This window comes from Planctomycetota bacterium, from assembly GCA_016125255.1.
Classification (GTDB): domain Bacteria; phylum Planctomycetota; class Phycisphaerae; order Phycisphaerales; family Zrk34; genus RI-421.
In genome coordinates, this window is the sequence record WGMD01000034.1 from 1 (window position 1) to 14,118 (window position 14,118).

Here is a 14,118-nt window from a genome sequence, read left to right on the forward strand (position 1 = left end):
GGCGATCAAATCCCGAATCTTCTGGCCCGTTCGCACGCTCGGTGGTACTCTCTGACTCATGGGGTGGCTCCTTGTGGGTTGTTGGTCCAACCGATAGGGTCCACCCCTTCTCAATTTACAGCAAGTTTAGGACATGACCCTTTGGAATGTCGCGCAATCGCATGATGTTCGAGTGTACGTTTTAGATTCGGACGCCGTTGCCGCCTATGCGAGGCCTGAGAGAGCGGTATACCTGACGCATGGGCTCGTCACGCTGGCGAGCGACCAGGAAATCGCCGCCGCAGTTGCGCATGAGCTTGGTCATTTGCTCGATGATGGATACCTCGCCAGCCCCGTAGCCCTGACCGGTTTGCACGAAGATGACCCCGAGATTCGAGCCGATGCGTTGGGATGTTGTCTGCTTCAGCGATGTGGGATTCCAACCGAGTCGATGGTGACGTTGCTCGAAAAAGTCAAAGACGCACGCTCGACGAGCCGTCAGTGCCGCGATCACATCGACACTCGTATCCGCTTGCTCCTTCGGTCTGCGCCTTTCTGAATCTTTTGAGTCGGATGAGTTTGAGAACGCGTGTGAGAAGCATGGTCAGCCCGGTTTGACCCGCGACGATGCACGCGGCCGGATACGTGGACAAGTTAAGGCCCTAACTTGAAGCCCGGTACGATGGTGTCTTTCGGCACCGCCCCCAGATGCAGAGTCGATAGCCATCCACAATCGTCCCAACCGAGCCCCTTGCCAATCTTGGTGTTAACAGCGTAAAATGCTGTCGGCAATGTAATTGAAACTCTCCCGAGGTTTGAAACTCGTTCGAGACAGGGATACGCATCAACGCAAGTGCTTGTCAATAAAGCACTTACAAACATAGAACATGGCGATTTGATGTTCGCTGCTTGTGTGGGTGGGTTAACAGTCACCCGTCGCAGCAGCAAGTCGCCGGTCCCATTCGGCTTGGCGATTTCCAAAGAGCATATCATCAGGCCACGGCGCTGTCCACAGATTTCTGATCGATTCTCTTGCTGTTAAGCGCTTGTGAATACAGCCAATTATCGCGCACCTGTTAACCGGCGGGTTGCCCGGTGGCTCGGGTCAGACCTTGAAACGCACTGCCGGCTCGGCTAAGGTGTCTCATAACGTCGGTCGATATGTCAACGTGACCGTCATTACGAGACAACGGTATAGTGGCTGATACACAAACAGATCGACTGATCAGGTACATTCGACGCCGAGGCATCGTGCGCGCGAGCGATCTGGCGGGCACCGGCGTGGATCGGCGCGTGCTCAAGCGTCTTGTCGATCGCGGCGAGCTTGTGCGCCGCTCGCGCGGGGTGTACACCACGCCGGACCACGAACTGACCCGCCACACGAGCATGGCAGAGGTCTGCGCCCGCGCCCCGAGCGCTACCGTGTGCCTGATCTCGGCGCTGGACTTTCACGAGCTGACGACGCAGATCGCCCACGCTGTGTGGATCATGATCGATCGCAAGGCGCGGCCGCCGAAGATCGACCACCCGCCGATCGAGATCGTATATGCGTCGGGTGAGTCGCTGACCGCCGGCGTCGTAACCCACCAGATCGAGGGTGTCCGGGTGCCGATCACCGATCCCGCCAAGACAGTGGCGGACTGCTTCAAGTATCGCGATCATGTCGGCCACGATGTGGCCATCGAGGCGCTGCGCGATTGCCTGCGTCAGCGCAAGGCCACACCGAGCCGGATATATGAAATGGCGAAGATCGATCGCGTGGCGAAGTCGGTGAGACCATACCTCGAGGCGCTGACATGACCGACAAGCCCACGACGAACATGGCGGCGTCGGTGCGTCAGCGGCTGCTGAATCTCCGGCAGTCCAGTGGCGAAGATTACAACGCGCTGCTGATGCAGTACGCCATCGAGCGGTTTCTGTACCGGCTGTCGAAGTCCGACCTGGCTGACCGCTTCGTCCTCAAGGGCGCGATGCTGTTCCGTGTCTGGTCTGGAGCGATGCACCGCCCCACCAAAGACGTCGATCTGCTCGGTCGCGGAGCGCCGACCCCGGACGCTGTTGCCGACGCGGTGCGTTATATTCTCGTTGCGCCGGTGCCGGACGATGGGCTGACCTTCGACCCCGACGCCGTGGTGGCCGCCGAGATTCGCGAGGAGCAGGAATACGGCGGCATCCGCGTCAAACTCGTGGCCATGCTGGGTAGCGCCCGGATTCCGATGCAGATCGATGTGGGCTTCGGCGATGCGATCACGCCCGACGCGGAAGTTCATCCCTATCCGACGCTCTTGGGCATGGACGCGCCACGGGTGCGGATGTATCCGCCCGAGACTGTCGTCGCTGAAAAGCTCGAAGCGGCTGTCACACTGGGCATGACCAACAGCCGGATGAAGGACTTCTACGACCTGCTCGTGATCTTCCGTACCTACGAGCTCGCCGACGAAGCCGTGGCCAGGGCCATCGCAGCGACATTTGAGCGCAGGCAGACGGCGCTGCCGGCCGACGTGCCGCCGGGGCTTTCGGATGAGTTCGGCAACGATCCCGGGACGCAGCGCCTGTGGCGCGAGTTTCTTCGCCGACTACAGATCGAGGATGCAGCCGGCGAGTTCGCCGAGGTCGTGGCGGGCATCCGCGACCGCATCTGGCCGATAGTCGCTCAAGCCCGACGGATGTCCGAATCGTAAAGCTATCCTCGCCCCTTGTACCGCTCGATCTCTTCCCCGAGCTGCAGGTAGAACGACCGTATCGGGTCGAGCACGCGCTTGATCTCGTCGGGTGAGAGGCCCGTCTCTTCGAGCTCCTTCTCTCGCTGCGCGATGCGCGCATTCGCTTCCGCCAAACGTCGAACCGCATCGAGGTACTCGTCCCGGCCGTTGATCGTTGCCGCGAACATTTCCTGAGCCATGCGATCAATACATTCCCGACGCTCAGGGGTCATTCTGTTCCGCAGCTTGTCGAAATCGTGTGCCATCGGTTCGATTCTCAGCCAAAGTCGAGCTTCCGAGCCGCCGACAACGGCAGATACAGGTGCCGCTCATCATCGGCCAACGGGGTAAAGCCGTATTTCAGGTAGAACCGTTGGGCGCTGTCGTTGATCGCGACGACCTCGACAGCGTGAATGCCCAGTTCGTCGGCGATACGGACGATACGCACCAGGGCGTCGATCAGCAGGTCTTCGCCGAGACCCTGGCCCTGCATCGACTGATCAACAGCCAGTCGGCCGATGTGCGCCACCGGGATCGGGTAGCGCGGCAGGCGCTTCCTCAGTTCATCCGGTACCAGATCGAAAGCGACGGAGCCGGCCGAGAGCGCATAGTACCCGAGAATCCTGCTGTCGCCGGCGGTGGCCACCGCGACAAAGTGCTGACTGATTCCCGTCTTTTCGTTCTGACCCGCGAAGCGGTGCAGGTAATCATCGAGCTCGACGACGCCACAGGAAAACGCGGCACGATCGTGGCGCTTGTGGAGCTTCTCGATAACCCACGACGATGCGTCAGGCACGGCGCTTCCTGTACCGCTCGGCGGCGGCCTTCAGCGCCTTGTTGGGCTTGGCATCGGATGCGATGAGCTTCAGAAACGTGTCGCGATCGCGGATTGACAGCCGGGTGACCGTGGCTTCATCGATCGTCCGCTGCGCCGCCTGCACCAGGTTGGCGACAGCGAAATCGGACAGCGACTGGCCTGTCACGGTGGCCGCCTGCTCAATGACCCGCTTGTGCTCGTGGCTGAGGCGGAAATCCAGGCGGGCATCTCGGGTTGTCGAATGCTGCGTGGCCATGGGTGTTCTCCTGCTACCCATATGTACGGTCAATCACCGTACAAAGTTTAGCCGCGCGGGGCTGCCGTGGCAAGTTTTCGCTGACATCGGCGTGTTAACCGGCCGGTTGCGAGAGCGCCGACGTGTTCGCAATTTGGTCGTTCAGGGCGAGAGCCCGTGCTCGCTACTTGTCAAAATCGCAACCAAAGCTCTCTCAATAGTTTATCGCGTAGCCATTGTTTGAAATCCGTTCGACTCGGGGAGCTTTAAGCCCGTATCGAGCGCGATGCGGGCTTTTTTCTTGCGCCGATCGGATGCCAAACATGTCGCCGCGCTGTTCAAATTGATTGGCGCTCGATAAGATCGAGCCCGTAGCTCTTTGAAAAGTGAAGATTCAGGCAGCTGATCCAATGAGATCGGCTGGAACTCGGCCTGCCTCACCCGCGTCGCGCAGTAATCGCGCCGACGTTGAACGAGGCCCAAGCTGTCGATGCCAGTTTCACGCTGCCTTGCGGTAGTAGTGCTTGATGAGCCCTCCGAGAATGTCTTGGGAATCCACCGTCTCGTCGTTGTACGCCAGCGGCGAGGATGAATTCGGATCAAGCACGACATTGCCGATGGCCTGGTGCGGGCGCAGTTCCTGGTAATATGCGACGTACTCGTCGACCAGGCGTTGAAGATGCCGCTCGCCGAATACGACGAAGTGGTTCAGGCACTCGTGTTTCAACGACTGTACCCATCGTTCGGCATAGGCGTTCATATTGGGCGCCAACGGGCCGACCTTTTTCACGATCACGCCCTCGGATTCGAAGATCGCGTCGAACGCCCGCATGTACTTGGTGTCCCAGTCATGCAGCAGGCGTGTGATCGACAGGCCCAGGTCCGCTAGCTCGACGAAAAAGTTGCGGGCCTACTGCTTCATCCATTCGGTATCCGGGTGAGCCGTCACCGGACAGACGATAACACGACGGGTTTCGACGTGGATGAAGAAGAGAATGTAGTAGTCGATCAGGCCGGTGACGGTCCAGACTTTCTTCACGGCAAAATCTGTGGCCCAAAGCGTCTTCGCATGACGCTTGAGGAAATGGTCCCACGTCCCGGTCACTCGCCTCGAGTCCGGATGGATACCTTCTTCCTTGAGGATGTTATGGATGAAGGTTCGGCTGATGCGGATACCCAGTTTCTTCAACTCGCCCAGGATCTTCGAATAACCCACGCCCGACTCGTGGGCAATGCGAACCACCAGTTCACGGATCGTGTCCGGGATAGGCGAGCGACCACCCTTCCTGACTCGCTTGGGCACCACCTTGTCCTCATCCTGCACCCACCGCATGAACGTGTGCGGTGTGACGATTGTGATCAGTTCCTTGATCGAGTCGCCGAGACGTTTGCCGTACTCAAGCAGCCCGGCCCGCTCGGCCGGCGTCGTTCGGATGTGCTTCGGCAACCGGCTCCGCAGAATCTCGTTCTCGATCTTGAGGTACTCGATCTGCTTGACCAGTTCATCCCGCCCAAACTGGGCCAGCACCAACAGCAACCGATGGAACAATGCCGTCATCTGTGTTATGCTCGCAACTACTGGAATACCATGGAATAGACAATGATTTTGAACACCGCTGACGATGTGAGTTTATCAGAAATGGCGGCGTTGCGTCGGGATTGGACTCGCTCGTGGACGACCGTCGGCGTTCGCGGAACAACAGCCGCATGAGCCAATCCGTGACCAGTCCGGTCCCGCGTGCCCTGATCATCGCCGGGCCCAACGGCGCGGGCAAGACCACCTTTGCACGCGAGTTCCTGCCTGCTGAAGGCCACTGTCCGACGTTCATCAACGCCGATCTGATTGCCGCCGGCCTGTCGCCGTTCGCGCCGGAGAGCGCTAATATCACCGCGATGCGGTTGATGGCCGAACGAATCCGAGAATGTGTCGCTGAGCGTCAGGATTTCGCCGTCGAATCCACACTGGCCGGGCGGACCTATGCAAATCTGATTCGCAACTGGCGGTCGATAGGATATCGAGTCGAACTCCTGTTCCTCCAATTGCCGTCCGTTGAACTCGCAATCGAGCGCGTTCGTCAGCGCGTCGCACAAGGCGGTCATGATGTTCCTGAAACCGATATCCGTCGCCGTTTCAATCGTGGGCTTGAGAATTTTCAGAAGCGATACAGGTACATCGTCAATGCCTGGCAGGTGTTCGATGCCGGCCAGTGGCCGCCGATTCTCCTCGATGAGGGAGTGAACCCATGATTCAGCAACCGGCATCACCTCGTGATTTTGAGGGTAGTCGCGTCGCGATGATTCGTGCTGCACGTCGCGCCGCAGAATTGGCCAGGCAACACCACCAACCGCTGTTGCTCTGGCGTGACGGTCAGATCATTCGTGTCATGCCCGATGAACTGCCGAGTCTGCCGACCCAGACGCCTCGGAAGTCTTCGTCATGATCAGTTGCGGGTTGCAACGCTGTGTGATGTCGACGCTGTATCGACGGCACGACCTCGCTTTCGATCAGCGGAAAGACGAAGAATGCCTTTTGCGAGCAATTCGCAAATTGACTCAAGTCGTTTCTGTTCGTCGGCTGTGGGTTCGGACTCGTGCTTTTCTGTCATGCCATCTCCAATCTGTCTTGAATGTGGTGTCGACCAGATTAAGCCAACTCCGGCCCGAGATGGCAAGTCACTTGCACCGGATCGTTGGCGCTATGTATTGGCGCTGTGGGAGTGCGGTGGCACTGAAAAAAACGCGCATCGTGTTAACCGCGCGTACCCGCGTGTACCGCTTCGGAACTGGTACCTGGGGGTTGACAGAATTAGAGAGCTGAAGAGCTTTGAAATCTGTTTCGATCAGATGCCTCTGCTGAATCGCGAACTTTCGACCCGTCACCCCGAATCGCCCAATCTGCTGACAATTCATGCTTTACATCATTCTCTTGCGCGACAAAGAGAGAGTGGTTATGAAATCTGTTTTGACCAGGGAGGTTCCCCGAGTCGTAGTGCGTCGCCAGCGTCGTCGCCACATGCCCGCCGGACGACCCGCCGAGCACGCCGATTCGTCTGACATCCAGATGCCATGCGTCGGCGTTCTGTCGAATGATGCGCATGGCGCGCTGGGCGTCGTGCAGCGGCGCGGGATGTTTGTAGCCATCGCCAGGCAGACGATACATCACAACATACGCCGCGATCCTCAAGCTGTTGAGCCATTCGACCTGCCGATGCGAATCGGAGTGCGCCTTGTATCCGCCCGCCGGGCAGATCAGCACGACGGGTTTCTTCCCTTCGACCGTCGGCCCCGGAAATAGATGAAGCGTCGGCACATGTTTGGCATCCACGCCCACAAGTTCCGCCGAGTTGTCTGGCCAGAGGTTGATCTGTTCCTCCGCCCGCGCTGCGCTGGTCATCGCCAGGGCGCAGACGACGGCAAGGACGACGCTGTCGAAGCCGCCGATTCGGACTGGTGCATGTCTCATGAATGAGGCCTCTGAAGTCGTGACGTCGTGCTGGCGTGACCGCCTGTCCACGCCGCGGTCGGCCCAATCAAGTGGCGAACGATTGCGTCCTGCGACACCATGGCAAAGCATAGCGGTCGCGCCGCGGTGCGGCCTGCGGGGGTACTTTCGATATGCGACAAACCTATCGCATATTCCGCCATCGTGATTCGTCCGGGCCGTTGCCGTCTGACCCGATGGCGGGTCGTCGTCGTTGCATGCACCCGCGCATCGCGCACGACGCCGCTTGGTCGGCGAGGAGCGAGTGTGTACAATTTTCAGTTCAGATGCCCCGCGACATCGCGGGCTGAGGCGGTATCGAACACCGATGCGACGGCAACTCGGACGAAGGGCGCCATCGCGCTGCAATTCACGGAGATTTGTCATGCAAATGCGGCAACTTTGGACGGCGGGATTCTGCGCGGCCATGATGATGTTCGCGCTGCTGGGTCCGGCCGCGGCGGCGACGTATGTGACGGAATCGGCGCGTCAGTTGCCCGTGGCGTATGACGTCGATGTGGTGGTGATCGGGGGATCGACGGGGGCGGTGTCGGCGGCGTGCGAAGCGGCGGCGAGCGGCGCGAAAGTCTTTCTGGCGGCGCCGCGCCCGTATCTCGGGGAGGATGTGACGGGGACGCTGCGCCTCTGGCTCAACGAAGGCGAGGAGCCGACGGGCGATCTGGAGAAGGCGCTGTTCGTCGTGCCCCGTCAGGAAAAGCAGGGCATCGAAGGCAGCGTCCCGTTCACGTACAAGACCGACGTCAAACCGGCGGCGGCGCATGGCGAGACTCCCAAGCACGATCGACTGACCGACGGCAAATGGCTCAATTCCGCCAAGGATTCGGTGCAGTTCGACGGGCCGGTCACGATCGAGGCGGATCTGGGTTCGAGCCGCAAGATTCGCAGCATTCATCTGCTCGCCTATCAGCGCCCGAATGATTTTGAAGTGGGCGAGATCAAGGTCTGGTCCAGCGCGACGGGAGAGATTTGGCGAGAAGTCGGCACGATGGCCAACAAGCATCTGTCCGAAGGCGTCTTTGAGGAAAACTCGTTCGCGATCGACATGGATGTGTTTCACAAGGCGCGTTACATGAAGGTGACGGTAACGCCCAGCAAGGGGGCCAAGCGCATTCTGCTGGGCGAACTGGTGATCGCGGAGGACGCGCCAGCGGGTGCGGTCGAAGCGCCCAAGAAGAAGGAGGCCCTGCCGCTGCCGACGCCGATGCATGTCAAGCAGGCGTTGGATACGGCGCTGATCTCATCGGGAGTGACGTTCCTGTATGGATGCATGCCGACGGATGTACTGGTCGATGCGGACGGGAATCCGGCGGGGATCGTGATGGTCAATCGCTCGGGGCGGCAGGTCGTTCGTGCAAAGGTCATTATCGACGCCACGCCGCACGCCACCGTCGCCCGCCTCGCCGGAGCGAAACTGCGCGACTTCACGCCCGGCCCGATGCGGTTCACGCGCGTCATCGTTCACCCTGAAGTCAAACCCGACGACGCGAAGCTCCCCGACAACGTCACGCGCCGCGACATCGGCGAGCGCTTCAATACCAAGCAAGGCCCGATGCCCGTCTATGAGTACACGCTCAACATCGACATGAAAGCCGACGACATCGTCTCCTTCGAAAAAGCCGAGCAGGTCGCGCGCGATCTGACGTTTCGGGTCGATGAGTCGGACGCATCGGACACGCTGTACTTTTTACCGACGAATCCGCTGATTTCCAACGCCGGCGCCCCGGCCGCGAATTTCGATGCGGCGTCGCTGGATCTGGCGTCGCTACAGCCGAAGGGTTCGAGCCGGTTCTTCGTGCTGGACGGTTACGCCGACGTGTCGCGCGAGGCGGCGGCGCAGTTGATGCGCCCGCTCTCGTTGATCCGACTGGGCAAGCGCGTCGGTCACACCGCAGCGGAGTTGGCCGCCAAAGCGCCGACTGCCGACGCTCAGAAGATCAAGCTGGTCACGATCGACGCCCCGAGCGACAACATGGGCGAAGTGGGCGAATTTCTCAATGGCGTCCGCCCGACTGATCGCGACAAGACGACGCTGCCATCGCCGGCGCGGGCGCTGCCGGTGCTGGGCGAGTATGACGTGGTGGTCGTCGGCGGCGGGACTGGCGGCGCCCCGGCCGGGATCGGCGCGGCCCGTCAGGGCGCCCGCACGCTCGTCGTCGAATACCAGGACGGACTCGGCGGCGTCGGCACGCTGGGCATGGTCAGCATCTACTATCACGGCTATCGCCACGGGTTCACCTCCGAAGTCGACGCGGGCGTGCAAGCGATGGGCGGTCCGAAGTTCAATGGATGGAACATCGAGGCGAAGACCGAATGGTGGCGCCGCGAGATTCGCAAGGCGGGCGGCGATGTGTGGTTCTCGACGCTCGGTTGCGGGGCGCTGGTCAAGGACGGCGTGGTTAAGGGCGTGATCGTCACGACGCCGATGGGCCGCGGCGTGGTGCTCACGGGCTGCGTCGTCGACTCGACGGGCAACACGGACATCGCCGCCGCCGCCGGAGCGCAGACGATGACCGTCGACGCCGACAACATCGCCATGCAGGGCACGGGCCTCGGCCCGGTCAATCTCGGGGCCGGCTACACCAACACCGACTACTCGTTCTCCGACGAGTCGGACCCGGTGGACCAGTGGCGCATGATCGTCAATGCACGGCGGAAATTCGCGGGGGCTTATGATCTTTCACCGTTCATCGACTCGCGCGAGCGGCGACGCATCGTCGGCGATTTTTACATCACGCCCCTCGACCTGATCAATCAGCGCACCTACCCCGACACGATCGCCATCCACAAGAGCAACTTCGATACGCACGGCTACACCGTGCATCCGTTTTTCCTCATCGACTTCCCGGACAAGAAGGAGATGGAGGCGAACGTCCCCTACCGCGCGCTGCTGCCGAAGGGACTGGATCGCATTCTCGTGACGGGCCTGGGCATCAGCGCTCATCGCGACGCCATGCCGATCCTGCGCATGCAGGCGTGCATTCAGAATCAGGGCTACGCCGCCGGATGCGCCGCGGCGATGTCCGCCAAGTATGACAAGGCGACGCGCGACATCGACCTCGAAGCGTTGCAGAAACATCTTGTCGCCATCGGCTCGCTGCCGCAGGAAGTCATCGGCGCGAAGGATTCGTATCCGATTTCCGACAAGCGGATCGCTGAGGCGGTAAAGACGGTGACGGATGATTACAAGGGGCTGGCGCTGCTCATGGCCGAGCCGGCGAAGGCGATTCCGATGCTGCGCGAGGCGCATGCCAAGACGGACGATCCGGCGAAAAAGCTCGTGTACGCCAACGTGCTGGGCATGCTCGGCGATGCAGCAGGCGCTGCGACGCTCGCGGCGCATGTGCAGTCGGCGAAGTGGGACGAGGGCTGGAACTTCCGGGGCATGGGGCAGTTCGGCGGGTCGATCTCGCCGCTCGACTCGCAGATCATCGCTTTGGGCCGCAGCGGCGATCACTCCACCGCCCTGCCCGTGCTCATCGCCAAGGCCCGATCGCTCGAGCCGTCGATGGCCTTCTCGCACTACCGTGCGGTGGCGATGGCGCTGGAGGCGCTCAAGGACCCGGCCGCCGCGCCGGTGCTGGCGGAGATGCTTTCCAAGCCGGGCATGACGGGCTTTTCGATTCACGAAGTCAAGGCCGACTCCGAGTACACGCGTCAGGAGATGCGCTCCGAGCCGCTGCGCGAGATCATCCTCGCCCGAGCGCTCTACCGCTGCGGCGATCAGGACGGCATCGCCCGCAAGATTCTCGAATCGTACGCCACCGACCTGCGCGGCCTGTTCGCCAAACACGCCAACGCCGTGCTGAGCGAAAAGCAGTAACCATCGAGCATCGCGGTTGTGCATCTTTCATGATGCGCTCGTCGCGCGGTGATGACTGCGCTTCGGTGATGTGCATCACTCATGATAAAAGACCCCGCCCCGCTGAAGCGGGGCGGGCCGGGGGAGAGTTCGTTGGGAGAAATGCTCAGTACTGAAGCATGCCGAGGATGCGGACGGTGCCGGTGGCGTAGGTGAGATTGGAGCGATCGAACACGACGACAATGTGACGTTCGCCGACGATGTTGGCGGTGGCGCTGTTGCCGGTCGTGGCGCGGATGTTGATGTAGGCGGTGTATACATCACTGCGGGTGGAGCAGACCTGCATGAGCCAACGGGCGAAAAGCGTCGTTTCCTCGCGGTCGTCAACGATGCCGTCGGCCGACGGAGCGGTGGTCGAGGGGTTGGAGTCGAAGTCGATCGGGGTGCCGGCGGTCGTCTGATAGTTGTCAGCCGCATCGCTTTCGAGGGGCGTGATAATGTTCAGAAGTTCACCGATGGAGGCGATGCCCTTGGCGCTGCGGAATCCGGCGGGACGGGCGCCGTCGCGATAGGCGACGATGTTGTCGACGATCGTCGAGCGGATCGTCGCATCGGGGATGGGCAGGACCTTATTGAGGAAGGCCTTGGAGGCGGTGTTGAGATTGACTGTGCCGACGATGAGCTGCTCTTCGGGATTATCAATGACGCCGTCGCCGTCGTTGTCGAACCCGTCTTCGTACGGGCTGAGCGTGGTGAAACGATCAAGGAGCAGTTGCGAATGCGGCAAGGCGCGGTCGTTGGTGGCGGTGGCGTTGGCGAGCGCGGCACTGGGGGAGATATTGAGCATATGCGCCCCGGCTGTCGTGGCGGCGCCCCATGCATCGCCGACGCTCTTGGTCCCGTCGAGCGGAAGCACGGCGATCATCGCCAGATCGCCGATGTGCACGATCGACCCGGTGTCGGAAAAGAGCAACTGATTATTGATGAGACTGCCGGCGGCGATCGCGCCGGCCGCGCCGTTGGGCTTGGGCGAGTCGCCGAGGTTTTCGAGCGTCGTGTCATAGGCGGCGATCGACGCACCGTGCGAGCGCTGCACGAATCCGCCCGACGCCACGGTGATGACGTTGAGCTTCTCGGAATTGCCGATCGAGGTGATCTGTTTGTAGCCGGTCAGCGTGTTCTTGGGATCGCCCGCCGACGCGACGCCGTTCTCGTCATACGTATCGGGCATGCCGCCGGCGTTCGTCGTCTTGCTGTAGCCCCACGTGCAGTTCCCGCCCGCCTGAGCCGGAGCGCGGAGTTCGACGGTGATGTTCCCATCCACCGCCGGCCAGGCGAAGGGAGTGGCGATGACGGTCTTCGTCGCCGTGCCAGCCACAAGGGCGCTGACATCCTGACTGCCGCCCGCATCGCCGGAGTTGACGTACAGCACGATCGTCTCATCCGGCGCCATCGACGCCGGCGCGCCCAGCGCCGTCAGCGCCCCGACGTTCACGCCGTTGACCCAAAGCTGCACGTTCCGCACGTCGGCCGGCTTTCGGAAGGGATTTTTGATTTCGACGGCGTAACCGGCCGTCGCCTGCTGCGTCCATGTCACGTCCCAGTTGCCGCTGCCCACCGGATTCTCCGTCGACGCCGTCACCATGTAGTACCGCTGCGCGTACACCTCTGTGACAAACGGCAGGGCCTCCATGCCGAAGCGCCCGTTGACGCTTGTCAGCGCGTTGTCCGAATCGGCATAATCGTTGATCGCCGCGGCGAGCTGAGAGGCGTAGTCGTTGACCGACGCGAAACCCGTCGGCAGCGCGAACGTGCCGCCCTCGTTGAGCACCTTGGCGATCTCGGTCGCCAGCTCGATCCGCTTGGCGTCGTTGGCCAGCAGCTTGTTGATATCGCGCTGGCGCACGAGATTCGTGTCCGCCGTCATCGGCATGCCCCAGCAGGCATGACCACTGATCGTCGTCATCTGGTGACGCGGCTCGTAGGCATAGTAGTCGGCGATGGTGGAGCCGTACGATGTGCTGTTGACCGCGTTGATGTTTTTCATCGCGTCGGCGTATTTGGTCTCGATGGGCTTGGTCGTCAGCGTGTAGTTGTTGGGCGTCGTGCCGCTGAGATTCAGATTGCGCGTGAACTTGAGCATGCCGTTGCCGTTGAATTCAAGCTCCGTCTCCGTCGTCGGATTTTTCAGGCCGTTGCGATAGCGCAGCGCCATTTCAACGCCCATGTCGTACTTCTTGTAGTTATTGGGCGAGGCGGCGGGATAGTTCGCCGGGTAGTTGTTGTACATCGACGCGCCGTTAAGCCAGAAAAGCCCGCGATCCGCGAACGTCACCGGGGCGGCGGAGACGTTGATCGTCTTGCCGAGGCGATAGCTCAAGGTATTGTTGAGTTCCGTCACATCGACGCCGGCGAAACTCAGGAAAAACGTCCCCAGGTCGATGTCCGTCGGGTACCACGCCCGCGGCGCGTCCGCCGCCGCGCTGTACGTGCCGTCGGCCTTGAGCAGACTCGTCGCCACGTTCATGTTGATCATCGCCGAGTTGTCGATGATGCGCACGGCCATCCAGTAGTTGAGGTTCTGAAGCGAAGGGATGATCGCCGGCTTCCACTTGGCGTCGTTGATCCCGTCGCCGGACGCATCGGCATCGGCGGTCGAACCGAGAATCTGCGTATTGTCGACGATGTTGGAAATCTGATCGAACACGCCCGAGGCGTTGGGCTCCGTCGAAGCGAGCCAGGGACTACTCGCGCCGGCGTAGTCGTAGTATTTCGCCGATCCGGTGAAGAAGCGGTCGTCGGTAAAATTGTTGGGCGTGCCGTTGTCGTTGATGCCCAGCGATCGGCGGAGCACTTCACGAATCTGTCCGATCACGGCGCGCGACACTTCGTCCATGTCGCGCACCTTGCGAATCTGCGTCGTCGCCACCTGGTCCCGCCGCGTCACATCCAACAGCGCCAACCCGATCAGAAAGATCAGCACCAGCACCGCCGCCACCAGCAGCAGAATCGACCCGCGACGATGCGCGGCGGCGCTGCGGAGCGCCAGGGTTTGCCGATGTTCAGAACTGTTCATGACCATGT

The 14,118-nt window shown here is 61.3% G+C and carries 12 protein-coding genes; 5 read left to right on the forward strand and 7 right to left on the reverse strand.

Annotation, left to right across the window (positions count from 1 at the left end; translation table 11 throughout):
- Positions 1-133: 133 nt before the first annotated feature.
- From GC162_19720 to GC162_19730, 3 genes are all read left to right on the forward strand, one after another.
- Complete coding sequence (locus tag GC162_19720; GenBank protein ID MBI1370868.1) at positions 134-538, forward strand: M48 family metalloprotease; 405 nt, start codon at positions 134-136, stop codon at positions 536-538.
- 638 nt (positions 539-1,176) lie between these two features.
- The gene (locus tag GC162_19725) at positions 1,177-1,779 is read left to right on the forward strand and encodes a transcriptional regulator (protein MBI1370869.1); all 603 of its coding nucleotides are present in this window, start codon (positions 1,177-1,179) and stop codon (positions 1,777-1,779) included.
- Positions 1,776-2,660, forward strand: a complete 885-nt coding sequence (locus tag GC162_19730; GenBank protein MBI1370870.1) for a nucleotidyl transferase AbiEii/AbiGii toxin family protein — start codon at positions 1,776-1,778, stop codon at positions 2,658-2,660. Before GC162_19725 ends, GC162_19730 begins: the two co-directional genes overlap by 4 nt.
- Before the next feature lie 2 nt (positions 2,661-2,662).
- Here the strand turns inward: GC162_19730 and GC162_19735 are convergent, their stop codons facing one another.
- The 5 genes from GC162_19735 to GC162_19755 all read right to left on the reverse strand — a co-directional run bounded on the left by GC162_19735 (position 2,663) and on the right by GC162_19755 (position 5,291).
- Positions 2,663-2,947 (reverse strand): hypothetical protein, encoded by a 285-nt coding sequence (locus tag GC162_19735; GenBank protein ID MBI1370871.1) that lies wholly within the window; start codon positions 2,945-2,947, stop codon positions 2,663-2,665.
- Positions 2,948-2,958: 11 nt separating this feature from the next.
- Positions 2,959-3,477: a GNAT family N-acetyltransferase gene (locus GC162_19740; GenBank protein ID MBI1370872.1), complete on the reverse strand. Its 519-nt coding sequence runs from the start codon at positions 3,475-3,477 to the stop codon at positions 2,959-2,961.
- Positions 3,470-3,775 carry a DUF1778 domain-containing protein gene (locus tag GC162_19745; protein MBI1370873.1) on the reverse strand — a complete coding sequence of 102 codons (306 nt, stop codon included), beginning with the start codon at positions 3,773-3,775 and terminating at the stop codon, positions 3,470-3,472. Before GC162_19745 ends, GC162_19740 begins: the two co-directional genes overlap by 8 nt.
- Before the next feature lie 457 nt (positions 3,776-4,232).
- On the reverse strand, positions 4,233-4,565 hold the full coding sequence (locus GC162_19750) for a transposase (GenBank protein MBI1370874.1): 333 nt from the start codon (positions 4,563-4,565) through the stop codon (positions 4,233-4,235).
- A 78-nt stretch (positions 4,566-4,643) separates the two neighbouring features.
- Positions 4,644-5,291: a hypothetical protein gene (locus GC162_19755; GenBank protein ID MBI1370875.1), complete on the reverse strand. Its 648-nt coding sequence runs from the start codon at positions 5,289-5,291 to the stop codon at positions 4,644-4,646.
- 149 nt (positions 5,292-5,440) lie between these two features.
- Here GC162_19755 and GC162_19760 point away from each other — a divergent pair, with 149 nt between their 5' ends.
- Complete coding sequence (locus tag GC162_19760; protein MBI1370876.1) at positions 5,441-5,980, forward strand: AAA family ATPase; 540 nt, start codon at positions 5,441-5,443, stop codon at positions 5,978-5,980.
- 559 nt (positions 5,981-6,539) lie between these two features.
- On the opposite strand, the gene GC162_19765 is transcribed toward GC162_19760, so the two are convergent.
- Positions 6,540-7,196, reverse strand: a complete 657-nt coding sequence (locus GC162_19765; protein MBI1370877.1) for an alpha/beta hydrolase fold domain-containing protein — start codon at positions 7,194-7,196, stop codon at positions 6,540-6,542.
- Between the two features lie 346 nt (positions 7,197-7,542).
- Here GC162_19765 and GC162_19770 point away from each other — a divergent pair, with 346 nt between their 5' ends.
- A complete protein-coding gene (locus tag GC162_19770; GenBank protein ID MBI1370878.1) occupies positions 7,543-11,055 on the forward strand; it encodes an FAD-dependent oxidoreductase in 3,513 nt (1,170 codons plus the stop codon).
- A gap of 145 nt (positions 11,056-11,200) precedes the next feature.
- On the opposite strand, the gene GC162_19775 is transcribed toward GC162_19770, so the two are convergent.
- Positions 11,201-14,110 carry a hypothetical protein gene (locus GC162_19775; protein ID MBI1370879.1) on the reverse strand — a complete coding sequence of 970 codons (2,910 nt, stop codon included), beginning with the start codon at positions 14,108-14,110 and terminating at the stop codon, positions 11,201-11,203.
- Between the last annotated feature and the right edge of the window lie 8 nt (positions 14,111-14,118).

Coding starts and splice junctions, on each gene's coding strand:
- GC162_19720 (MBI1370868.1), top strand. CDS start 134: ATGACCCTTTGGAATGTCGCGCAATCGCATGATGTTCGAGTGTACGTT.
- GC162_19730 (MBI1370870.1), top strand. CDS start 1,776: ATGACCGACAAGCCCACGACGAACATGGCGGCGTCGGTGCGTCAGCGG.
- GC162_19735 (MBI1370871.1), bottom strand. CDS start 2,947: ATGGCACACGATTTCGACAAGCTGCGGAACAGAATGACCCCTGAGCGT.
- GC162_19745 (MBI1370873.1), bottom strand. CDS start 3,775: ATGGGTAGCAGGAGAACACCCATGGCCACGCAGCATTCGACAACCCGA.
- GC162_19750 (MBI1370874.1), bottom strand. CDS start 4,565: ATGCGGGCGTTCGACGCGATCTTCGAATCCGAGGGCGTGATCGTGAAA.
- GC162_19755 (MBI1370875.1), bottom strand. CDS start 5,291: ATGACGGCATTGTTCCATCGGTTGCTGTTGGTGCTGGCCCAGTTTGGG.
- GC162_19760 (MBI1370876.1), top strand. CDS start 5,441: ATGAGCCAATCCGTGACCAGTCCGGTCCCGCGTGCCCTGATCATCGCC.
- GC162_19765 (MBI1370877.1), bottom strand. CDS start 7,196: ATGAGACATGCACCAGTCCGAATCGGCGGCTTCGACAGCGTCGTCCTT.
- GC162_19770 (MBI1370878.1), top strand. CDS start 7,543: ATGCGACGGCAACTCGGACGAAGGGCGCCATCGCGCTGCAATTCACGG.
- GC162_19775 (MBI1370879.1), bottom strand. CDS start 14,110: ATGAACAGTTCTGAACATCGGCAAACCCTGGCGCTCCGCAGCGCCGCC.